This window comes from Virgibacillus sp. 6R (assembly GCF_001895305.1).
Classification (GTDB): Bacteria; Bacillota; Bacilli; order Bacillales; family Amphibacillaceae; genus Virgibacillus; species Virgibacillus pantothenticus.
Genome location: NZ_CP017762.1, coordinates 2,935,112 through 2,954,701, shown reverse-complemented (window position 1 = coordinate 2,954,701; position 19,590 = coordinate 2,935,112). Strand labels below are relative to the sequence as shown.

Sequence of the window (19,590 nt, the reverse complement as noted above, 5' to 3'; positions counted from 1 at the left end):
TTTTTATAATCCTCCCCTTGCTCTTATAAGCTAATTAAGCTATAATAAGAGCGAATTTTAGTGTTTGTTTTTGACTCGTTGCAGCGAGTCTTATTTTTTTAATGGATTTTCTTTATATATTGCGAAAAATCTTATATCATCTTCTAAAAAGTAAACTTCATATGGGAAATCTTTATTCGCTCTATGATTAACTTGAATTTCTTTTAAATCCAAATAATCATTAAAAGCATAAGAACTGATTTGTGCCCTTGTTTCGGGATTTAAAAACCCGTCACGAGATACGCTAATTAAAGCATCAGCTTCTAAAAACTGGTTGATTTCTTTTACACAATCCACCAACTTGTGTAATTGTTGTGTATTCATTCTGATCCCCCTAAAAATTTATTGTCGTTTTCTCTCTTATCCTCAAGCTGATTCGTTCTCCCATATCTTCTAAGTCTAATTCTGGAAAGTTTCTAGCAATTTCTTTGATATGCTCGTACTTTATTTCATCAATCAAACGTTCAAAGCTTCCATTTATTCCATAACCATACCTATGAGAGCTTGCTCTTGGATAATAAAGTCTTATATGCGTTTCTACTGCTCTATCTATAAGGTAATTGCGTAATTTATCTTCCATGGTTTTCTCTCCTATTCCGCTATATGGTAAGTACAACTAATCTTGTAGCATACTTATTAGTAGTTCAATGTCATCCTTTAACCACGTTGCTATCTGATCGAGACTGTAAAAGTCTATAACATTATCATTGCTAACCTCTTTTAGCTCTTTGGCACAGCTTAAAATTTCTTCAACTCTTTCTCTTACAGTAAATAAGTCCGGCATTTTAATCTCTCCTTTATATTTAGGGTATCCTGTACGTAATGTACGGGATATTTCAGGATGTTCGATGGTTGCCACCTCCTAATCCAATAAAGTTGTTATTGATTCCTCAGAAAAATAAACGAAAGTGTTATTTACCGGGAGAAATTCAACCTGCACTTTCAATTCTTTTTCCTCATCATCGAGATAGATGGTAAACAAACCACCGTTTAGAAACAGGTAATACACATCATTATTTAAATCCAATTTCTTGCCATGCTTCTCTTTTAGTAATTCAATTAATTTATCCATCATCTTTATTCCTCCTAAGCACTTAATCTTATTGCAATATGCAAAAATACTAGAGTTGCTATAAAACATAGTTGGTAAAAGAGATTAGTTTTGTCTATTTTCATATTTCTGTATAATCTCCATAGGTTCTATTCCTCGCTCTTTTAACTGTCTAAAGGCTTTTAAAAGATTAATGGTGGATTGTTGTTCAATGCTCAAATCGCTCAGTATCCTTATTCCGTCTAGGATTCCATATACCATTTGTTCGGCATCGTTGAAATCTCCGTCTTTTAAATTCGCACCCACATAAAGCATTTTCCTTTCGATTTGTTTAAAAACATCCTTAGCTTCTTCAATATCCTTATTCAGAAAATATTTTTCAAAATTCACGCTAATTCCTCCTTTTAATAGATAAATATCACTAATGCGATAACAAACATTACTAATGCTGTACCTGCACAAGCTTGCAGGATATAAGATAGATTAGTGCGTTTTTGTTGTTCCAATTTTATTCCTCCTTAGTCTCCCTTTCTGGTACAATAGTTTTTAAGGGAGGTGTGAATTTATGGGTACACAGTACTATCAACTTATTTGTAAAAATGGTCACCAGATATCTTTCTGGCATAAATTAAACAGTGCTAAAGAAAGGTTTTGCGAAAAATGCGGTGAAACTACTTTCGAAACTTGTCAATCTTGCGACTTTCCGATTCATGGGTACAATTATCCTTCAGGGGTGCTTACAACAGGTCCAAAAACTTTCCCTATACCCTATTTTTGTAAAAACTGCGGAAAGCCTTATCCGTGGACTGAGTTAATCCTTAATAATGCAGTTGAATTAGTTTCTTTAGATGAAGAATTAACATCTGAACAAAAAGAAATTATTAAAAATGCATTTCCTGATTTAATAGTTGAATCACCTACTACACAAGTTGCGGTAGCGAAATATAAAAAGTTTATGCCTAAAGCAGCTACATACATCCAAGAAGGCGTTAAAACTATATTATTTAATGTAGTTAGCGCATCCGTTAATAAATCGCTTTGGGGTTAGGAGATCCACACCACTGACAATAATTATCTTTTTCTTGTATAGCACGGTTGCAATGTCGACACTTTATGTAACCGTGTCTTTTTATTAAGTACTTATCCCATAATCGAATAGGCATATATATGGGTATTTGTAAATAGATTTTTGCCCATCTCATTTTTTTCACTTCCTCCTTAGTAAGTAATAGATTAATAAACTAGATAAATTGAATAATACAATGCGCTTCATCATGCTTTGAAGCAAATACAACGCTATTATCAGAACCTCTGTTAGTGGTATAGCTCTTTTCGGAAAAACTAATAATTGACTCCTTTGTTAGAATCGATATCACTAAACCGTGCTCATCCACATAATCCAACGCCAAACTTTCAGCTTCTGCATCAATACTTATTACAGGCTCTGAGTCGTCATCGAAGTGGTAATATTCGATGTTAAACCTAACTCCCACTGTCTCCCGAGCTATTTCCCTCATTTTTGCATAGCTCTTTTTAAATGCTTCTGCGCTTTGTAATACTGCCATTTACAACAACTCCTTAATTTTATGAATCGCATTTTCGTAGTAACGGAATGATGGGATTTGCTTATCACTATGCCTTGCTTTATCCAATGCCCAAATACCATATTCATCAGTTTTAAGCCCATGCGCTTTAGCGATACGACCAACCTTATTAGCTGTTATACCTAATTGTTTTGCAATCTCTGTAGCTGTGTATGTCTTTTCTATTTGTGGTTTATAGCCTGTATCTTTATCCGTTAATACTTCTAATGCATTTACTCCTAGCAATTCAACTGCTACTGGAGATAAAGCATTGTTCTTTTGCATTTCAAGGATTAATTTAGCTTGGCGAGTTTTAGCGTTCAGCAACATTGCTTCCGCACGCTGTTTTTGAATTTGAAGCTTGTCCTGTTCGGTTTGTGGCTGAATAACTTGGTATTCGCCTTTGCGTAATTTAGATAACAGATCATATACCCAGTCATAAAATGAATTTGCTTTCGGTTGTTTGCTGTGTCGAATAATTTCGTAAATACCTTTTTCGTTGTAGATGACCGTTTCATACTTCTTTCCATCAGTACCTACCAACTTGGTAGTCACTGAAAATCTATCCAGCCTATCTTGGTATCTTTTATGCAATTTAGTAATCGCTGTGTTTGGGTCGGAATAATCTAATGCTTCCCCTATTTGATTCCTTGTCATAAACACATCATTGCTTTCATTTGTGTAAATGTTCATTTCATTACCTTCAAACATTTCTTTTACTGCTAGTGATAAATTCATTTTCTTTTCCTCCTACTAATCCCTTTCTGATAGAATGATTAGGAAAGGGGTGATAATGTGAAAGACATAGTCTTTACTTTGGAATTCGACGATGACCCAGCCAATTCTCGCGCAAACGAATACTTAGAAAAAGGTTGGACTTTATTACACGTCGGCACAAAAGTTGTTGATATTCACAATGGTCAGTTTTACTACAACACCACTTATGTTGTAGGAGCCAATCAAACCCAATATGACGATTACAAGAATGAAGAAGATGAGTTTGATGATTTTTAAAGATTCTTATTAATAGCTTCTTTATAAAGCTCTTCATCTGCCAAATGAAGGGCTTTATTTACTTTTACATAACTCAAGCCACTCTTTGAGCATTCTTCTTTAATTTTTTCTAATAAATTAAGCGTTTTCGGATTAAGTTCCACTCTTCTAACACTCGTTGGCATTCCATCAGATAATTGAATTCTTTTCATTTAGCTTCCTCCTTCAATCTATTTTTCAAACGCCTGTCCGCGCTTATTTTTATTACCATTCGTCCATAATTTCTTTCATTGCTTCTAAACTTTGCTCATAAAACCAAAACCTTTTACCCTTTTCCTTTCTTCTTTCAAGAAGCTTCATTCTTGGATCGTGTAAAAATTCATTTTCTAAGAAGGATTTACTCATGCACGTTCTTTTGGACATTTCTTCAATATCCCAAACAAAAAGTGCGCTTTTTAACGTTTCATCTAACTTTTCATTGATGTACTTCCTTATTTCTAATTGATCTACATCGATATTGACCTCCGCTATTGGCAATTAAGACACCTCCTTCATGTTTATGATTTTTAAAATCTTCTCTCTGACTTTCTTGCCATTTCTTTTTCCAAGAAGGATGTCAGATAGGTAAGGTCTGGAAATACCTAGCATTTTAGCTAAGTCTTTTTGTTGCATGTCGTTAAGTAATAGCCACATTTTTACCTTTTTCCCAAAATCATTTTCCATTTTATTCACACCCCCTACGCCAAGTTGTTTAATTAATAAGCTAAAAGATTAGCTAAAAGTGTTGACACATTTTAAACTTTAATGTAGAATACAGACATACCTAAATAAGACTTTAATAAGCCTATAAATAACATTTATTCCGTTCCCCAACGTCAAAAATGTATTTTAAGAGGTCGTATTTTTTTAATGTCTTTTTTAGATAATCAAATAGCTTACCTAGAGTATATTAAACTTTAAAATAGATGTCAACACTTTTCTTTATTAAAGTTTAAAAATAATCTTGGTCAGCAACTAGGATGGTTGATATGACTACGTTTGATAGAGTGAAAAAATTATGCGAAGAGCAGAAAATTTCAGTGGTAGAATTGGAAGAAAAACTAGGTTTTGGCAGAAACTCACTTTATTCATGGAAGAAAAAAACACCTAACGGAGCAAACTTAAAGAAAGTAGCCGATTTCTTCGATGTATCCACTGACTACCTACTCGGTCGCACAGACAAAAAAAGATATTATGATCTAACCGAGAAAGATGAACGCGAGATACAAAGAGAGCTTAAAAAAGTTATTGATGGTGAAGATGTAGATAATGCTTTCGCTGCTTTCGATGGAAAGGTGTTAGATGAACTAAGCGAAGAAGATAGAGAATTATTAATTGCATCATGGGAAAATACATTACGATTAACCAAAAGGCTAGCTAAGAAAAAATTCACATCTTATAAACATCGCAATTAGGGGTGTATTGGTTGATGGATATAAAAGAAAATGTGAGACAGCTCATTGAAAAATATCAAACTAATGATCCTTTCAGAATCGCAGAAGCATTAAACATAATAGTCGTATATGAAAATTTGGGTGATATTCTTGGCTATTATAGCAAGTCTCACCGTTTTCAAGTTATCCACATCAATGAAAATTCATCAGAAGAACAACAAGTTTTCACATGCGCGCATGAACTTGGGCACGCTATACTCCATCCGAGTAGTAATTCTTCTTTCTTAAAAAAACAAACGTTATTTTCAAATGAAAAAATTGAATTAGAAGCAAATTTTTGGGCAATGAGTTTATTGTTTTCATCTGTAAATGAATGCGTTACAAAAGAAGAAGCAATTGAACAATATGGCATTCCTATGGAATTATTAACTTCACACGCCCATAAAATTTTTTAACCACGAAACAGAACAAATGTTTCTTTTTTTTAAAGGAGGTGGTGCTGACACAATTATGCAACCGATATCTCCCCCCTATTTTGAACGCCTGTCCGCGCAAAAGAAGGGAAAGATAACGATGAAATTGTATAATAGTAAAAAAGATAAAGAGTTGTACTATTACTTTAATGCTAAAAAGGAAAAGTTATGGTGTTATAGACACAGATATTATGATGCATTAGGTAAGAGAAAGGAAAAATATAAGCAAGGTTTTAAATCAGAGGATGAAGCATATAGAGAGTTGTTGGATGTTAAAACAAACATTTTGAATGGTAATGTAAGACAAGTTGAAAAATCTAATTTAACAGTTGCGGAATGGTTAGACATTTGGTATGAAACACATAAAAATGAATGGAAGAAATCAACTAAAGATCATCGTAAAGGTGTTATCAAATCACGCATAAAGCCCTTAATTGGTAATTATAAACTAACACAATTAGATAAAACCACTTATAAACGAGTTTTTATAAATAAACTTTTAGCTCGTATGGAACCCAGCACTGTTCAATTACTGCATAGAATTTTTAAAGCCGCTATCAATGCAGCTGTAGATGATGAGATATTAGATAGAAACCGCTTCACCAAAATTAAAATTCAGAAAGAGAAAAAAGAAGATAGAAACTTCTTAACTCCTGATGAATTGAATATTTTTCTTCCGGCTGCCAAGAAGTATCTATCGATTACGAGTTACACATTAACATTATTGCTTACTTTTACCGGTTTCCGCAAGGGAGAAGCATTTGGTTTACAATGGAATGATGTTTGCTTCAAAAAGAAAACTATAACTGTAAACCGAACTAGGGATATACATGGCGTTCGCACCCCTAAGAGTGAAAAAAGCTATAGAAATATTAAAGTAGACGATGTATTGGTTAATCAGTTAAAAACATATCAACTTTGGTGCAAAGAAATTAAGTTGTCTTTAGGTTCGCATTTAAATGAGGATGACATAATTTTTATAAACAGAGACGGAAGACCATGCCATGACTATATACTAAATAGAGCGTTTAGAAACTTGTTTAAAAAAATAGGAATTAAAGAGATTACCCCACATGGATTGCGGCATACACATGCAACAATTTTAATCGGTAATCGCGTTCCTGTAATTGAAATAGCAGAACGTCTAGGTAATTCACCTCAAATGATTTACAATGTTTACGGTCATTCATTTGATAAGCTGGAAAACGAATCGGTAAAAGGGTTTACTAGCAGTGTGGATTTAGATGCAATACAGTAATTGGGGGAGGTTTTGGGGGAGGTTTATATTTTATCTCTCTCAAAGCCTTTGACATCAACGAATTTTCAAGGTTTGATATTATATATATAATATACTTTAGTATTGAATATTGCAAGGTACTAAAATAAAAAAATTCTCTTTGAAATTTCCTCACCGTACATTAACTGACCAAGCTTAAAACTTTGGGTGTAGATCCTATTCCAATACCAAATCATCCATTTTAAACATTCGTGCAAGCACCTTAATAAGCAACGACAGGTGCTGCTTCCAATGGCGATCCCGTTCCTACCTTGGGAGTAGTAAAACAAGGAATTAGGAAAGTACACTGTTCTTCGTAACCAATGGATATGACAAATGTACCATCTATGTAAAAACAGAAGGCAGCAATAAGCCACCTCCTTAACCAGTGAATACATCTTCCTCTGGATAACGGACCGATGATTGTCTACGTTTAGCAAAGACAAACGCCATGGTAAGCGGTCCTATTCTGCCAATAAACATCATTATCATAATGACTATCTTACCGATGGTAGTTAAATCTCCTGTTAAACCCATTGAAATTCCGACTGTACCAAAAGCAGAAATGACTTCAAATGCAATCGAAAGAAAAGGAGCCCTTTCCGTAATGGTTAATATGAAGATAGCTAAAAAGATTAAACTTATACTAATCATCATAATTGACAAAGCTCGGATAATAATATGAAGTTTTATCGTCCGTTTAAACGCTGTCGTTTCACTTTTTCCACGCAAAAATGAAGCAGTAGCTAAAAGCATAACAACAAACGTTGTCACCTTTATTCCACTTCCAGTAGAGCCACTACCCGCTCCGATAAACATAAGTAGCATCATTAGCAGTATAGAAGGTACAGTCATTTCAGTGATATCCAGTGAATTAAAGCCTGCGGTTCTTGGTGTAACTGCTTGAAAATAAGAGCCCCATAGTTTATCAACAAAAGATAAATTACCGATTGTTTCAGGATTGCCATACTCTAGGAAAAACAAGACGAACAATGCAATAATATTGATGACTAAGGTTCCAGATAGCATTAATTTGGAATGTAATGATAATTTTTGAAACCCTTTTTTATCCCAAATATCAACTAAGACGGTAAACCCGAGTCCACCTGTAATAAATAAGCTTGTAATTACAATATTTACAAGTGGATCCCCTACATACTGTGATAGGCTATCAGACCAGAGAGAAAACCCAGCATTATTAAAAGCTGATATGCTATGAAATAAACTTTGGTTTAAACCGTCAGACCAGCCAAACTCTGGAACCCATTTAAAAGATAAGCATAAAAAGGCAATTGCTTCAATCGTAATAGAAAAGATGAATAATAGCTTCACAAGTCGTAGCAATCCACCTAAAGAAGTTTGATTTAAATTCAAAGACTCCTGCGTTAATAGCCTTTGTCGCAAACCTATTTTCTTACGCATCATCATTAAAATGAGGACGGAAAATGTCATGAGTCCTAAACCGCCAATTTGCATTAAAAACATAATTACAATTTCTCCAAACAACGTATAAGTTGAACCCGTATCGACAACAACTAAACCAGTAACAGTTATTGCTGATGTAGCAGTAAACCAAGCATCCAACCAAGAAATCGGTTCATACGTGGCTGTAGGAACTTTTAAAAGTAAAGTTCCAATTAAAATTAAAAACAAGAACGTGATTGCAAGAATTTGAGGTGGATTAAAATAAATAATTATTCCACGTAATGGATGTAAAGAGATAATCTTCTTCATCGTACCCACCCCTTTTTGCTAACGACCCGATGTTTTTGCGCACCATTTAATACTACATTAATACTTTCTGAGTCAATTTTTACATTTGTTGTTACAATCATGTTGCATCCTTCTTTCTATCCATACCTAAATGCTTTGTTTCATATAAAAAGACCATCACAAATATGGTCTCAAAGGTTTGCTGATTTCCCTAGGACCTCTCTCCTAACTTTATCAATGCTTACGAGGTTAGCTGTCGGGTTAGGGATGGAGAGCGCCCCTTCCTCAAAAAAGAATTCACCCCAAGGCCAAAAACGATGATTTCATTGACCTATCTTTCATTGGTTCCCCCGCTCAAAAAGATTCAGCAAAAGGTACATGGATTCATTTTATTCTTCTTACGATAAGCTATAATTTACTCCGATTTTATAAGGTTGTCAATATATTTTTTACTAGTTTTTTTACTTGTGAACTCCGGCGAATTGACAAAAATAACCATAAAGAGCAAGCTCTTTATGGTTATTTTCTTGCGCGCATTAAACGTAATGAATTAAATACGACCAATAGTGTAGCTCCCATATCAGCAAATATAGCCAGCCATAAGGTGAGCCAGCCTGGAATAACTAAGAGAAGTGCGATCACTTTTAAGCCTAGTGCAAAACTAATATTCTGTTTTATGATCGCTAATGTCTGTTTACTTAACCCCATCGTATATGGAAGTTTGTTTAAATCATCAGCCATTAACGCAACATCAGCAGTTTCCATGGCTGTATCCGTTCCAGCACCGCCCATGGCAATCCCGACATCTGCTGCTGCTAAAGCAGGAGCATCATTAATACCATCACCAACCATAGCAACTTTTCCATATTGCTGTTTCAATTCTTGGATAGCCGTTAATTTATCTTGCGGTAAAAGCTCGGACTTTGTCTCGCTTATACCAACCTCACGTCCAATAGCTGAACCAGTAGCTTGATTATCTCCTGTAAGCATAACCGTTCGCTTACCGAGCTGATGAAGCTTATCAATCATGGATGAACTGTCTTTACGTACCTGATCTGCAACAGCAATTAACCCTTCAATACTAGTTGCCGTTCCAAACAGCATAACCGTTTTACCTTGTGTTTGCAGCGTACGAATTTGCATCTGTAACTCCTTTAGCATATGCGCCTTACCTTGAAATAAGGCAGGACTGCCGATCATATACTCTATTTCATCAATCATTGCCTTAGCTCCTTTCCCAGTAAAGGACATAAAATTATCGGCATGCAATTCGTTTACTTTATCTGCCTTCGCTTTCTGTAGTATAGAAGAGGCTAGCGGGTGTTGTGAATAGGCTTCAATGGCTGCTGCGTATGCTAATACATCCGATTTAGACATATTTCCTAATGAGATAATATCGGTGACAACCGGCTTTCCTTCCGTTATTGTTCCTGTTTTATCAAATGCAACTACTTCTAATTTGCCTGCTTCTTCTAAATGAATACCGCCTTTAATTAAGACTCCTTTACGTGCGGCGTTACCAATTGCAGTTACAATGGCTACTGGTGTCGAAATGACCAGTGCACAAGGACATCCTACAACGAGTACCGCCAATCCATTATAAATCCATTCTGACCAAACAGCACCAAAAAATAACGGTGGTATAACAGCAACTAAAAAGGCAATAATAATAATTGCAGGGGTGTAATATTTTGCAAAGCGATCAACAAATTGTTGAGAAGGTGCCTTTTCGGCCTGCGCTTCTTCTACTAAATGAATAATTTTAGCAATCGTAGTGTCATTTGCATATTTGGTAACTCGAATTTCTAATGAACCTTCTTCATTTAATGTACCTGCAAATACTTCATCTCCTGCCGTTTTATATATGGGTATGGACTCACCTGTGATTGCAGCCTGATTAATAGAAGATTCTCCTTTTATAACTTCACCATCCATGGCAATTTTTTCTCCTGGCTTGATGACCATGACATCATTCACTTGTACATCTTCGACATCAATTTCAATGAGGGAATCTCCCCTTCTGATAGTCGCTCTATTTGGAGCTACATCCATCAAAGAACGGATCGATTGGCGTGCTTTTTCCATCGAATAGCCTTCTAGCGCTTCACTTACAGCAAATAAGAAAACAACGACAGCCCCTTCTGCCCATTCCCCGATAATCGCAGCTCCAATAATGGCGATAGTCATTAACGTTTTCATATCAAACTCAAATTTTAACAGATTTTTGAAACCGCTTCGAAACAGATCCCATCCCCCAATAAGAATCGCAGCAGCAAATGTACTTACTGTTGCAAGATTACTTTCACCAGCTCGAAATAAAAATACATATCCTAAAACTGTTAATAAAAAGGATAGCAACGTGGTGACATTACTTTTCTTTTTCCAAAAAGGTTGTTTTTGTTCTTCCATACGCTGTCGTTCTGGAAAAATTTTAATTCCATCAAAAGCTCCAGCAGCTTCCAACTGTTCCACGGAGGCTTCCCCATGAATTGTAACTTTAGAGGCTCCAAAATTCAATTGTACGTCTTCTACCGTTTCAATACCTCGGATATTTTTTTCGAATTTTGCAGCACAATTCGTACAAGATAACCCTTGTAAGCGATAAACGTGCTTATTTTCCGCCACTGTCAACACCTTCTTTTGCATGAACTGTAGCTATCGTTACTAACTGATGCACATGCTCATCTTCTAAGGAATAGAAAACAAGCTTCCCTTCTTTTCGGTGCTTCGCCAATCCCATATTTCGTAATAGTCGCAAGTGGTGCGATGCAGTAGCCTTCGTTGCGCCAATGATATTGGCAATATCGCAAACACATAGCTCTCTTTCTAACGTTAAAGCGTAAGCAATTTTCAACCTCGTAGCATCTGCTAAGGCTTTAAATATTTGTTCAACACCATCCATTTTGTCTATTTTCGGACGAATTCGATTTACGGTATTCTCGTCATAACAAAAAGTCTCACAAACATCGGATTGTTTTTCTTTTTTATCTGCATCCGTTTTCATACCTTCATCACCCTTATAGTCAAATAGTTATTTGATTGTTTGTTTATAGTGTATGATTTTCCAATTTAATTGTCAATGTACGGTATGAAGTCAGATGTTAAATTTGACAAATTTGTGAACATGATTGATAATAAAGAAAATACTTTAAATTGAAATATTGGTTTTGAATTAGCAATACATGCACGAACATTATCAAATAAGAACTTCAACCAAAAGAATATGAATTTTTGTTACCTTTTCTTAAAGGAGTGAAGGACCACATGAAAAATGAAAAGCTGTTAAATGCAACGAAATATGTTGGAGCAAGTACATTACTGATTGGAATCGCAATATTTTTGTATGGGTTTTTTGTAAGCGATTACAGTTATATTACTGGAATTGGCATTGGCACTGTCATGGGTGCTGTGTTCATTTTTCTAATGGGAGTATTTTTAGTAGCTACAGAAGAAATGATTGATAACAGAAAGAAAAAGGAAAAAATGTATTCTAAATTTTAACGTACTTCTCGAATATCATATCTCTAGCCGTTTGCATTGTGTATGCAGACGGCTTCCTTTATGTATACGGTTATTTTTCACACCCTCTCTGGTTTTAAGTTTTTGACTTAGCATAGAAAATAGTGTTTAACTAAAAAAATATACGTAATAGGTAAGCATTCTTATAATGGCTTGTGAGATAAAACCACTTTACCATAGATGTCGGAAATTAATATGGAGGGATTTTGCAGTTTATAACATTTCCCATTTAAGTAAGCAGCATTATTTTACCTTAATCTAACATCAGCTCTATCCAGAAAAAGTGCAGAAATTATCCACAAGTCATATACATATGGAGCTTAGATGTTTACAAGATACTAGCTCTAATGAAGAAAGCTATGATAAAGTGAATCTCTTTAACCAGTGGGGTATATTCATCCCACGGCTTGGTTAGTACTGTAATGGTATGACCTAAAGACCCCTTACGAAATAGGGCATTTAGGTGCTGCTCTCTCCCACTTAGACTTGTTACAAATACAGATTATCCAACTCCTAAGCGGGAGGCTTAAGCACCTTATATACAGGATAAAAGGACTCTCTAAAAATTCGAAATGAACTTTTAGAAGAGTCCTCTTTTATTTTATACATATCCCCAAATCATAGCCAATAGCGTACCTAGCACAGTAAGAACGGCAATGATAATTCCGTAAAGTACACTAGTATAAATCGAACCTTTATCCTCAGATTCACCAGCATGCATAAACAGCACTAATTGCAATGTTGCTTGGGCAAACGCTGTGATTAAAAGTACCGTCATTCCTGCAGTAAATGACATATCCATGAAATACACTAGCAACGCGACACCTGTCAGAATGAGTGAAAACACAAAACCCATAACGTGTTTGGCTGGAAATAATTCCTTCATTTACATCATTCCTTTCAAGTAGACGAAGCTGAAAATGAAGATCCAAACAACGTCTAAGAAGTGCCAGTAAAGCGAGAAAATAAATGATTTATTAGCCGTTTGTGGAGTCAATCCACGTTTTTTCACTTGCATTAAAATCATAATTCCCCAAAATAGTCCGAATGTCACGTGCAATCCGTGCGTTCCTAAAGTCGTTAATAGAATCGAAGTGAAAGCACTCACCTGGAGGCCTGCACCGACATGCACATAATGCACAAATTCATAGATTTCAACACCTAAGAAAGCTGCGCCCAAAACGAGTGTAATGGCGAAAAAGGACATCATCGCTTTCTTATTGCCAATTCTCATCGCATGGACCCCAAGTCCAATGGTAAAACTACTCGTTAATAAGACCAGTGTTTCAATTAATACAGGTGTGATTTCAAAAATCTCAGAGCCAGATGGTCCATTTCCTGTACGATCAACCAAAGTAAAATAGGAAGCAAAGAGCGTAGCGAATAACATCACTTCTGCTCCAATAAATATCCAAAAGCCTAAAATATTTAAGCGTCCTTGTTCTGTACTATATTCAAGCGGCTGTGTCTTATCGATATTCACTATTTAGCACCCCGCAATTCTACTTCTGATTTTTCAAGTTCTTCTGCCGAAATATGATAGCCATGATCCTTTTCAAATGAACGGTGGATTAAACAAGCAATAATACCGATCAATGAAGCAATGACTGTTATCCACATACTAAATACAAATCCGAAACCAAAGATGAAGAAAAAGACAGCCATGATAAATGGCACACCGCTATTGTTCGGCATATGAATTTCTTTATAGCCACCCTTAAATAATTTATGGCCATTTTTCTTTGCATCCCAGAAAGCCTGTCTGGAATTTACTTGCGGTGTAATAGCAAAGTTATATTCAGGTACTGGATTATGTGTAGCCCATTCTAAAGAACGTGCATCCCACGGGTCATCACCAATATCTCTGGAAGCATATCGAGTACTATAGTAGATATTGTACACAATAAGAATGAACCCTATTGCCAACCCGATTGCACCGATAAATGAGAGCATATTCCATATTCCAAAACCAGTTGCTTCTGAGTAGGTGTACATCCGACGCGCTTGCCCATCTAAGCCGGAAATAAACATTGGGAAAAACGCTAAACATGTGCCACCTGCAATAAACCAAAAAGCCCACTTTCCAATACGTTCATTTAACATAAACCCAAACATTTTCGGCCACCAGTAAGTCAAACCAGCAAGCATTGCAAAGACAACCCCTGGAATAATTACTAAGTGGAAGTGAGCAACTAAAAACATCGTATTATGATATTGATAGTCAGCGGAAGCCATACCAAGCATAACCCCAGTTACACCACCAATGGTAAAAATCGGAATAAATCCTAACGAGTATAACATTGGTACAGTGAACTGAATCTTCCCTTTCCACATCGTAAATAACCAGTTAAATATTTTTATTCCTGTTGGAACGGCTATCGCCATTGTTGTAATGGAGAAAATACTATTAACTAATGCACCCTGCCCCATTGTAAAGAAGTGATGTACCCAAACAAGAAAAGATAGTAATGAGATAACTACCATGGAAATAACCATCGTGTTATAACCATACAGATTTCTACGTGAGAAGGTTGGGATAATTTCACTATAAATACCGAAAGCAGGTAAAATTAAAATATATACTTCCGGATGGCCCCAAACCCAAAATAAGTTAGCCCAAAGCATATCCATACCACCATTTGTTGTGGTAAAGAAATTTGTAGCAAACAAGCGATCCATGGTTCCCATTGCTAATGCAACTGTCAATACAGGAAAGGCAAATACAATGATGACATTGGTAATTAAACCAGCCCATGAGAACATTGGCATTTTCATTAATGTCATGCCTGGAGCTCGCATTTTAAGGATCGTCACAATAAAATTAATCCCAGTAATTAGAGTGCCTAACCCTGAAATTTGCAGAGAAAGCATGTAGTAATTAGTACCTACAGATTGACTTAGCTCATTACCAGCAAGCGGGAAATAAGACGTCCACCCAGAGCTTGGTGATCCACCAATAACAAATGATATATTGAGCAGCATAGCTCCCATAAAATAAAGCCAGAAGCTCAGTGCATTCAATCGCGGAAATGCAACATCCCGAGCACCGATTTGTAACGGTATGACAAAGTTCATTAACGCAATGATAAACGCCATTGCCATGAATATAATCATGACTACACCGTGCGTTGTAAATATTTCATTATAATGCTGTGCATCAAGCAATGTATTTTCAGGCACAGCTGTTTGTGCCCGCATCATTAATACATCTGCTCCTCCGCGGAATAGCATTAATAATGCGGAAATCATATACATGATACCTATTTTCTTATGATCAACCGTCGTCAGCCACTCACGCCATAAATAGCCCCATTTTTTAAAATAGGTTAACCCTGCTACAATTGCAATAGAAGTTAAAGCTATAGCAACCATAGAGGCATATATAGCAGGACTGGGATGCGGTACGGCAAATCGTTCAAAAAATTCCATTCTCTCTTCTCCCTCCTGGAAAATCTTGTTGTAAAACCTCGTACAGATTACTCGTTATGCGCTTCGTGCTCTGCACCTTCCTCTTCATGTTCTGCATGTTCAGAGCTGGTGCTTTCATGGGATGAGTGACTATTCTTTTTGTCGTCTGCACCATGCCCTCCATGATGCCCCTCAGGAGGTGGCATAAAATCCAAGTGTGTCCCAGTAAACGTTAATTGTCCTAAATGACCGGGTTCCAATAATTCATCGAATTTTTGTTCTGTCAGTGGTTCAGCAGTTTGTTTTACTTCTTTCACCCACTCATCAAATTCCTCTTGTGGCATCGCCTTTACGTTAAACGTATTTTCAGCAAAGCCCTCTCCACTAAAGTTCGCATTACGTCCCATAAATTCACCAGGAGCATCAGCACCTAAGTGCAATGTCGTAATCATATCAGACATCGCATATTTTTGTCCGCCAAGCTGCGGGATCCAAAAGCTTGTAATCGGTCCATAGGAATACAACTTGAATTCCAGCGGTCTATCAGTTGGTATATAGAGATAGTTTACTGTTTCAATATCCTGTTCTGGGTAACTGAAATGCCATTTCCAATCGGAAGAAGAAGCGTAGACAACTAATGGTTCTTTATCTCCATAACCTTCAGGCTTTGCCTCTACTTCGTAAGTGCTTTTTACGGAAATAACTGATAGTACAGCCACAATAATGACCGGTATTCCAACAACGATAGCTTCCACTACTTTATTTCCTTCAATATGTGGAGGCTCGTAGGAATCCGGTTGTTTCGACCCACGATATTTAATAAGTAAATAGACTAACATAACAAATACGGTAATAACGATAAACGCCATGATAGCAATAGAAATCCAAATCACATCTGCTTGTGTTTGTGCCTGTGGTCCCTTTGGATCAAGTACAGTTAACGGTTCACAGCCAGTCAACAAAGCTATTACAGTGATTAGAGCCCCTATTATGGCCCATTTCAATTTCATAAGAGATACCCCTCCCCCTAATTCTTGTTGTGTAATTATATTTGGATAAAATTTATGCTTCCTTCAAATTTCCGTTTTTTAATCTTAAAGCTTAGAAAAATTGAATACAACCCCCATACCCCAACCGTCAAAAAATGTTCACTAAAAATGTAACAAAATGTCGAACTTTTTTTGTATTAATTGTGTCTTTTAATAATAATTATAAATAAACACTTGTAAAAGAGTGTATATAATGAAGAATTAAGCTCAACAATTCACAATTGATAAGATGTATTACACCAAAATTAATTTTAAACATAAAACGATCATTTAGTATCATACTCAGTTAATAACCATTAGAAAATACCACAGCAAAAGATGCTATGGTTAACTAGTTTTACTCGCTTGCAAATATTGTTTTTACCAAGCGGGTAATGCATTATTGTTTATTTAATTGAAGTAAAAATAATCTATGAAGCCCTTTCTTACTGCAACATGTGCAGATTCTATAATTACTCGATGTTCTTTCGTTTGATTAATCCAAGGAATATAGGCATTAATGCACCAATAACAAGGACAGGTAACGTCCAATTACCTAGACCATCCCACCAATCCAATGCAATAAAAACGCTTTCTAAAGCGAGAAAAGCAAAAATGATCATACAAATATTTTTTAACTGATTTATCATTTTTCTACTGTTCAAATAAAACTTTTTTGCATTCGCTTCATTAAAACGCTTTGGATAATTATGTGATTCGGGATGCTTCTCAGCAATCCCCATAAATATTGCTATAAAAACTCCAGGAATCAGCAAAATAAGCAACTCCCATTTCGATCCCCAGCGAGTAATATCACCAGCAGCATTATAATGAGCAGGAATTCGATCAGGTATATCACGCCATATGAAAATAATAAAAATCAGCGTCCCAAAAAAAATAGAATAACCGATAACATTCCACATTCTCTCCCCTCTCGTCTTTGGAAGTTTAAACTTTGGCTGCTTCTTGGAATAGCTCATCACTTCTCCTCCTCTCCTTTCCATACGCTGTAAGCATAAAAAAGTTTCACCAAAATATTGAATTACTGTACGTCCCTATGCTATAGTTATATTAAATTTTTCAAAGTTTAAACTAAAGGAGTGAGGGTGATCCATGTTATTATCTGCTGTGCTTCAAATTGCTTGTGCTTAAAGACGGGAGAAGTATGCCCATTTTTCAAAACAAGCCTTGCAATTACAAGCAGCGGATAATCACCTGAACTCATGAAATAACGGTAAGATGGACGATATATCTTCTATTCGGCATCTATATCTTTTTGAGCAGGGCGGTGCGCTCTGCTTTTTTATATGTCAATATGAAAAAAGCGAGAGTTGTATGTTCCAAATGTATATCTGCCTTTTGGTCCATTGAAAAGGTATGTTATCTCCTTGTACTTGCAGGCAAAGTGTTGTTTTTTATTACGAACATTTTACAAAAAGGAGAAAAACCCATGAGTATACTGGACGTGCAAAACCTAAGCCATAGCTTTGGCGACAAAATGGTGTTAAAAGATATATCATTTCGTTTACTTAAAGGAGAGCATATTGGACTTGTTGGTCCCAACGGAGCAGGAAAATCAACATTATTCCACATTCTTACTGGAGATGTTATTCCAGATGAAGGACAAGTAAATTGGCATCCAAAAGTTCAAGTTGGAAATTTAGAACAACATATCCAATTAACTACTGGACAATCCATACGGAAATTTTTACAAGGAGCGTTTCAGGATTTATTTCGAGCAGAAGAAGAGATGCTGGCCATTACAGAGAAAATGGCTCAAATGCAAACGAAAGAACTTCAGCAATTATTACAGCAATACAGCCAGTTGCAGACTAAATTAGATCAACATGATTTTTATCGTATCCCTGCAAAGGTGGAAGAAGTTGCTGCTGGTCTTGGTATTTCTCAGTTAGGTTTGGAAACGGATGTGAGTCAATTAAGTGGCGGACAACGTACAAAATTACTACTAGCCAAGCTGTTGTTGGAACAGCCTGATGTCTTACTATTAGATGAACCGACAAATTATTTAGACACTGCCCATATTGAGTGGCTCACAACTTATTTACAAATGTATCCAAATGCATTTATGCTCATAACACATGACACCAGCTTTTTAACTGATGTAGCGCAAATAATTTATCATTTAGAGCATAAATGATTAACGAGATATCCAGGAAACTATAAGCAATTTCTTCAAGCATATGAAATGCGCAGAAGACAAATACATCTCGAATATCAAAAACAGCAGGAAGAAATAATCAAGCTTGAAGGGTATATTCAAAAAAATAAAGCGCGTGCTTCAACCGCTAAGCAAGCTAAAAAGCCGGGAGAAAAAACTAAATAAGATGGAACGGATAGAAAAACCTAGCCATAATCCAAAACCTATTTTCTCCTTTACCGTTACAACACAACCGGAAAATATTGTACTTCAAGCGACTAACTTAACGATTGGCTATGATAAACCTCTATTTACCAATGTAAATGTAAAATTGCAGCGCGGGGAAAAAATAGCGCTCGCAGGACATAATGGGATCGGCAAAACAACTACTTTAAAAACATTGCTAGGAAGGTTACAAGCGATAAGCGGAAACATATCGTTAGGCGACCGATTGCTTCCAGCTTATTTTGAACAAGAAATGCCTGCGATCGGAAAGCACACCGCTTTAGAAGAAATTTGGTCAGCATATCCTGAATTGACACAAAAGGAAGTAAGGCAAACATTGGCACGTTGCGGGCTACGATCCGAACATATATTTCAAGAGCTATCTTCACTTAGCGGTGGGGAGCAAACGAAAGTCCGCTTATGCAAACTCATGTTAGCAGACAGCAATTTTCTCATCTTAGATGAGGCGACAAATCATTTAGATATCGCAACAAAAAACGCACTTAAAGAAGCATTAGAAAACTACACAGGAACTTTAATACTTGTTTCACATGAACGATATTTTTACCAAGACTGGATTACCCGAGTTTGGAATATGGAGGAATGGAAGTAAGTAGTATTTCTTTCTTAGGTGTTCAAAAAATTCAGTCAATATGGCGTGGCTACTCTGTTGTTTACCAACAACTATATG

At 36.1% G+C, this 19,590-nt stretch carries 25 protein-coding genes, 1 pseudogene and 1 riboswitch; of the genes and pseudogenes, 7 read left to right on the top strand and 19 right to left on the bottom strand.

The genetic code is table 11. The features are described from left to right. Positions 1–90: 90 nt before the first annotated feature. The 5 genes from BKP57_RS13470 to BKP57_RS13455 form a co-directional block, all read right to left on the bottom strand. Positions 91–363, bottom strand: coding sequence for a hypothetical protein (locus tag BKP57_RS13470; protein WP_072741699.1), 273 nt, complete (start codon positions 361–363; stop codon positions 91–93). A 10-nt stretch (positions 364–373) separates the two neighbouring features. Continuing rightward, complete coding sequence (locus BKP57_RS13465) at positions 374–619, bottom strand: hypothetical protein (protein ID WP_072741698.1); 246 nt, start codon at positions 617–619, stop codon at positions 374–376. 36 nt (positions 620–655) lie between these two features. Continuing rightward, positions 656–898: a hypothetical protein gene (locus BKP57_RS22170; protein ID WP_156875335.1), complete on the bottom strand. Its 243-nt coding sequence runs from the start codon at positions 896–898 to the stop codon at positions 656–658. 3 nt (positions 899–901) lie between these two features. Then, on the bottom strand, positions 902–1,114 hold the full coding sequence (locus BKP57_RS13460; RefSeq protein ID WP_072741697.1) for a hypothetical protein: 213 nt from the start codon (positions 1,112–1,114) through the stop codon (positions 902–904). Positions 1,115–1,195: 81 nt separating this feature from the next. Then, complete coding sequence (locus BKP57_RS13455; RefSeq protein ID WP_072741696.1) at positions 1,196–1,480, bottom strand: hypothetical protein; 285 nt, start codon at positions 1,478–1,480, stop codon at positions 1,196–1,198. Between the two features lie 175 nt (positions 1,481–1,655). On the opposite strand from BKP57_RS13455, the gene BKP57_RS13450 reads away from it, so the two are divergent. Next, positions 1,656–2,138, top strand: a complete 483-nt coding sequence (locus BKP57_RS13450) for a DUF2321 domain-containing protein (RefSeq protein ID WP_072741695.1) — start codon at positions 1,656–1,658, stop codon at positions 2,136–2,138. Between the two features lie 193 nt (positions 2,139–2,331). On the opposite strand, the gene BKP57_RS13440 is transcribed toward BKP57_RS13450, so the two are convergent. Together BKP57_RS13440 and BKP57_RS13435 are read right to left on the bottom strand one after the other, a co-directional pair. Further along, a complete protein-coding gene (locus BKP57_RS13440; protein ID WP_072741694.1) occupies positions 2,332–2,655 on the bottom strand; it encodes a hypothetical protein in 324 nt (107 codons plus the stop codon). Then, complete coding sequence (locus BKP57_RS13435) at positions 2,656–3,411, bottom strand: BRO-N domain-containing protein (RefSeq protein ID WP_072741693.1); 756 nt, start codon at positions 3,409–3,411, stop codon at positions 2,656–2,658. It lies immediately after the preceding gene. Between the two features lie 57 nt (positions 3,412–3,468). Here BKP57_RS13435 and BKP57_RS13430 point away from each other — a divergent pair, with 57 nt between their 5' ends. Next, positions 3,469–3,687 carry a hypothetical protein gene (locus tag BKP57_RS13430; protein WP_072741692.1) on the top strand — a complete coding sequence of 73 codons (219 nt, stop codon included), beginning with the start codon at positions 3,469–3,471 and terminating at the stop codon, positions 3,685–3,687. Here the strand turns inward: BKP57_RS13430 and BKP57_RS13425 are convergent. Genes BKP57_RS13425 through BKP57_RS13415 form a run of 3 tightly spaced genes read right to left on the bottom strand, consistent with a single transcriptional unit; the run spans position 3,684 to position 4,389 of the window. Next, entirely contained in the window at positions 3,684–3,878 is a 195-nt protein-coding gene (locus BKP57_RS13425) for a hypothetical protein (RefSeq protein WP_072741691.1), read from the bottom strand. The genes BKP57_RS13430 and BKP57_RS13425 overlap by 4 nt on opposite strands. A 52-nt stretch (positions 3,879–3,930) precedes the next feature. Next, positions 3,931–4,203, bottom strand: a complete 273-nt coding sequence (locus BKP57_RS13420) for a hypothetical protein (RefSeq protein ID WP_072741690.1) — start codon at positions 4,201–4,203, stop codon at positions 3,931–3,933. After that, positions 4,204–4,389 (bottom strand): helix-turn-helix transcriptional regulator, encoded by a 186-nt coding sequence (locus BKP57_RS13415; RefSeq protein WP_072741689.1) that lies wholly within the window; start codon positions 4,387–4,389, stop codon positions 4,204–4,206. It lies immediately after the preceding gene. 305 nt (positions 4,390–4,694) lie between these two features. Between BKP57_RS13415 and BKP57_RS13410 the strand changes: the two genes are divergently transcribed. From BKP57_RS13410 to BKP57_RS13400, 3 genes are all read left to right on the top strand, one after another. Beyond that, the gene (locus BKP57_RS13410; protein WP_072741688.1) at positions 4,695–5,120 is read left to right on the top strand and encodes a helix-turn-helix domain-containing protein; all 426 of its coding nucleotides are present in this window, start codon (positions 4,695–4,697) and stop codon (positions 5,118–5,120) included. Positions 5,121–5,134: 14 nt separating this feature from the next. Beyond that, the gene (locus tag BKP57_RS13405) at positions 5,135–5,554 is read left to right on the top strand and encodes an ImmA/IrrE family metallo-endopeptidase (protein WP_072741687.1); all 420 of its coding nucleotides are present in this window, start codon (positions 5,135–5,137) and stop codon (positions 5,552–5,554) included. Between the two features lie 118 nt (positions 5,555–5,672). Continuing rightward, on the top strand, positions 5,673–6,830 hold the full coding sequence (locus tag BKP57_RS13400) for a site-specific integrase (RefSeq protein WP_072742435.1): 1,158 nt from the start codon (positions 5,673–5,675) through the stop codon (positions 6,828–6,830). A 399-nt stretch (positions 6,831–7,229) separates the two neighbouring features. Here the strand turns inward: BKP57_RS13400 and BKP57_RS13395 are convergent, their stop codons facing one another. From BKP57_RS13395 to BKP57_RS13385, 3 genes are all read right to left on the bottom strand, one after another. Continuing rightward, positions 7,230–8,582, bottom strand: coding sequence for a TrkH family potassium uptake protein (locus BKP57_RS13395; protein ID WP_072741686.1), 1,353 nt, complete (start codon positions 8,580–8,582; stop codon positions 7,230–7,232). Positions 8,583–8,784: 202 nt separating this feature from the next. Further along, a riboswitch (cyclic di-AMP (ydaO/yuaA leader) is annotated at positions 8,785–8,941 on the bottom strand. A 139-nt stretch (positions 8,942–9,080) separates the two neighbouring features. Beyond that, positions 9,081–11,207: a heavy metal translocating P-type ATPase gene (locus BKP57_RS13390; protein WP_072741685.1), complete on the bottom strand. Its 2,127-nt coding sequence runs from the start codon at positions 11,205–11,207 to the stop codon at positions 9,081–9,083. Beyond that, positions 11,173–11,565, bottom strand: a complete 393-nt coding sequence (locus BKP57_RS13385; RefSeq protein WP_050349913.1) for an ArsR/SmtB family transcription factor — start codon at positions 11,563–11,565, stop codon at positions 11,173–11,175. Before BKP57_RS13385 ends, BKP57_RS13390 begins: the two co-directional genes overlap by 35 nt. Before the next feature lie 260 nt (positions 11,566–11,825). Here BKP57_RS13385 and BKP57_RS13380 point away from each other — a divergent pair, with 260 nt between their 5' ends. After that, on the top strand, positions 11,826–12,062 hold the full coding sequence (locus tag BKP57_RS13380) for a hypothetical protein (protein ID WP_072741684.1): 237 nt from the start codon (positions 11,826–11,828) through the stop codon (positions 12,060–12,062). Between the two features lie 619 nt (positions 12,063–12,681). Here BKP57_RS13380 and qoxD read toward each other — a convergent pair. The 6 genes from qoxD to BKP57_RS22160 form a co-directional block, all read right to left on the bottom strand. Further along, positions 12,682–12,966, bottom strand: coding sequence for a cytochrome aa3 quinol oxidase subunit IV (gene qoxD / locus BKP57_RS13375; protein ID WP_050349911.1), 285 nt, complete (start codon positions 12,964–12,966; stop codon positions 12,682–12,684). Then, positions 12,967–13,563, bottom strand: a complete 597-nt coding sequence (gene qoxC / locus BKP57_RS13370; protein ID WP_050349910.1) for a cytochrome aa3 quinol oxidase subunit III — start codon at positions 13,561–13,563, stop codon at positions 12,967–12,969. Continuing rightward, the gene (gene qoxB, locus BKP57_RS13365; protein WP_050349909.1) at positions 13,563–15,509 is read right to left on the bottom strand and encodes a cytochrome aa3 quinol oxidase subunit I; all 1,947 of its coding nucleotides are present in this window, start codon (positions 15,507–15,509) and stop codon (positions 13,563–13,565) included. Before qoxB ends, qoxC begins: the two co-directional genes overlap by 1 nt. Before the next feature lie 47 nt (positions 15,510–15,556). Further along, positions 15,557–16,498 (bottom strand): cytochrome aa3 quinol oxidase subunit II, encoded by a 942-nt coding sequence (gene qoxA / locus BKP57_RS13360; protein ID WP_050349908.1) that lies wholly within the window; start codon positions 16,496–16,498, stop codon positions 15,557–15,559. Between the two features lie 491 nt (positions 16,499–16,989). Continuing rightward, a complete protein-coding gene (locus tag BKP57_RS13355) occupies positions 16,990–17,496 on the bottom strand; it encodes an SdpI family protein (RefSeq protein WP_050349907.1) in 507 nt (168 codons plus the stop codon). Positions 17,497–17,603: 107 nt separating this feature from the next. After that, positions 17,604–17,741, bottom strand: coding sequence for a hypothetical protein (locus BKP57_RS22160; protein WP_156875332.1), 138 nt, complete (start codon positions 17,739–17,741; stop codon positions 17,604–17,606). A 225-nt stretch (positions 17,742–17,966) separates the two neighbouring features. Between BKP57_RS22160 and BKP57_RS13350 the strand changes: the two are divergent. Then, positions 17,967–19,512 (top strand): annotated as a pseudogene (locus BKP57_RS13350) (ABC-F family ATP-binding cassette domain-containing protein). Positions 19,513–19,590 lie beyond the last annotated feature (78 nt).

What these genes read in the sequence shown, in the direction of transcription:
- BKP57_RS13470 (WP_072741699.1), bottom strand. Translation starts at nt 363, where the DNA reads ATGAATACACAACAATTACACAAGTTGGTGGATTGTGTAAAAGAAATC.
- BKP57_RS13465 (WP_072741698.1), bottom strand. Translation starts at nt 619, where the DNA reads ATGGAAGATAAATTACGCAATTACCTTATAGATAGAGCAGTAGAAACG.
- BKP57_RS13460 (WP_072741697.1), bottom strand. Translation starts at nt 1,114, where the DNA reads ATGATGGATAAATTAATTGAATTACTAAAAGAGAAGCATGGCAAGAAA.
- BKP57_RS13450 (WP_072741695.1), top strand. Translation starts at nt 1,656, where the DNA reads ATGGGTACACAGTACTATCAACTTATTTGTAAAAATGGTCACCAGATA.
- BKP57_RS13440 (WP_072741694.1), bottom strand. Translation starts at nt 2,655, where the DNA reads ATGGCAGTATTACAAAGCGCAGAAGCATTTAAAAAGAGCTATGCAAAA.
- BKP57_RS13435 (WP_072741693.1), bottom strand. Translation starts at nt 3,411, where the DNA reads ATGAATTTATCACTAGCAGTAAAAGAAATGTTTGAAGGTAATGAAATG.
- BKP57_RS13425 (WP_072741691.1), bottom strand. Translation starts at nt 3,878, where the DNA reads ATGAAAAGAATTCAATTATCTGATGGAATGCCAACGAGTGTTAGAAGA.
- BKP57_RS13415 (WP_072741689.1), bottom strand. Translation starts at nt 4,389, where the DNA reads ATGGAAAATGATTTTGGGAAAAAGGTAAAAATGTGGCTATTACTTAAC.
- BKP57_RS13410 (WP_072741688.1), top strand. Translation starts at nt 4,695, where the DNA reads ATGACTACGTTTGATAGAGTGAAAAAATTATGCGAAGAGCAGAAAATT.
- BKP57_RS13405 (WP_072741687.1), top strand. Translation starts at nt 5,135, where the DNA reads ATGGATATAAAAGAAAATGTGAGACAGCTCATTGAAAAATATCAAACT.
- BKP57_RS13400 (WP_072742435.1), top strand. Translation starts at nt 5,673, where the DNA reads ATGAAATTGTATAATAGTAAAAAAGATAAAGAGTTGTACTATTACTTT.
- BKP57_RS13395 (WP_072741686.1), bottom strand. Translation starts at nt 8,582, where the DNA reads ATGAAGAAGATTATCTCTTTACATCCATTACGTGGAATAATTATTTAT.
- BKP57_RS13390 (WP_072741685.1), bottom strand. Translation starts at nt 11,207, where the DNA reads ATGCAAAAGAAGGTGTTGACAGTGGCGGAAAATAAGCACGTTTATCGC.
- BKP57_RS13385 (WP_050349913.1), bottom strand. Translation starts at nt 11,565, where the DNA reads ATGAAAACGGATGCAGATAAAAAAGAAAAACAATCCGATGTTTGTGAG.
- BKP57_RS13380 (WP_072741684.1), top strand. Translation starts at nt 11,826, where the DNA reads ATGAAAAATGAAAAGCTGTTAAATGCAACGAAATATGTTGGAGCAAGT.
- qoxD (WP_050349911.1), bottom strand. Translation starts at nt 12,966, where the DNA reads ATGAAGGAATTATTTCCAGCCAAACACGTTATGGGTTTTGTGTTTTCA.
- qoxB (WP_050349909.1), bottom strand. Translation starts at nt 15,509, where the DNA reads ATGGAATTTTTTGAACGATTTGCCGTACCGCATCCCAGTCCTGCTATA.
- qoxA (WP_050349908.1), bottom strand. Translation starts at nt 16,498, where the DNA reads ATGAAATTGAAATGGGCCATAATAGGGGCTCTAATCACTGTAATAGCT.
- BKP57_RS13355 (WP_050349907.1), bottom strand. Translation starts at nt 17,496, where the DNA reads ATGAGCTATTCCAAGAAGCAGCCAAAGTTTAAACTTCCAAAGACGAGA.
- BKP57_RS22160 (WP_156875332.1), bottom strand. Translation starts at nt 17,741, where the DNA reads ATGAGTTCAGGTGATTATCCGCTGCTTGTAATTGCAAGGCTTGTTTTG.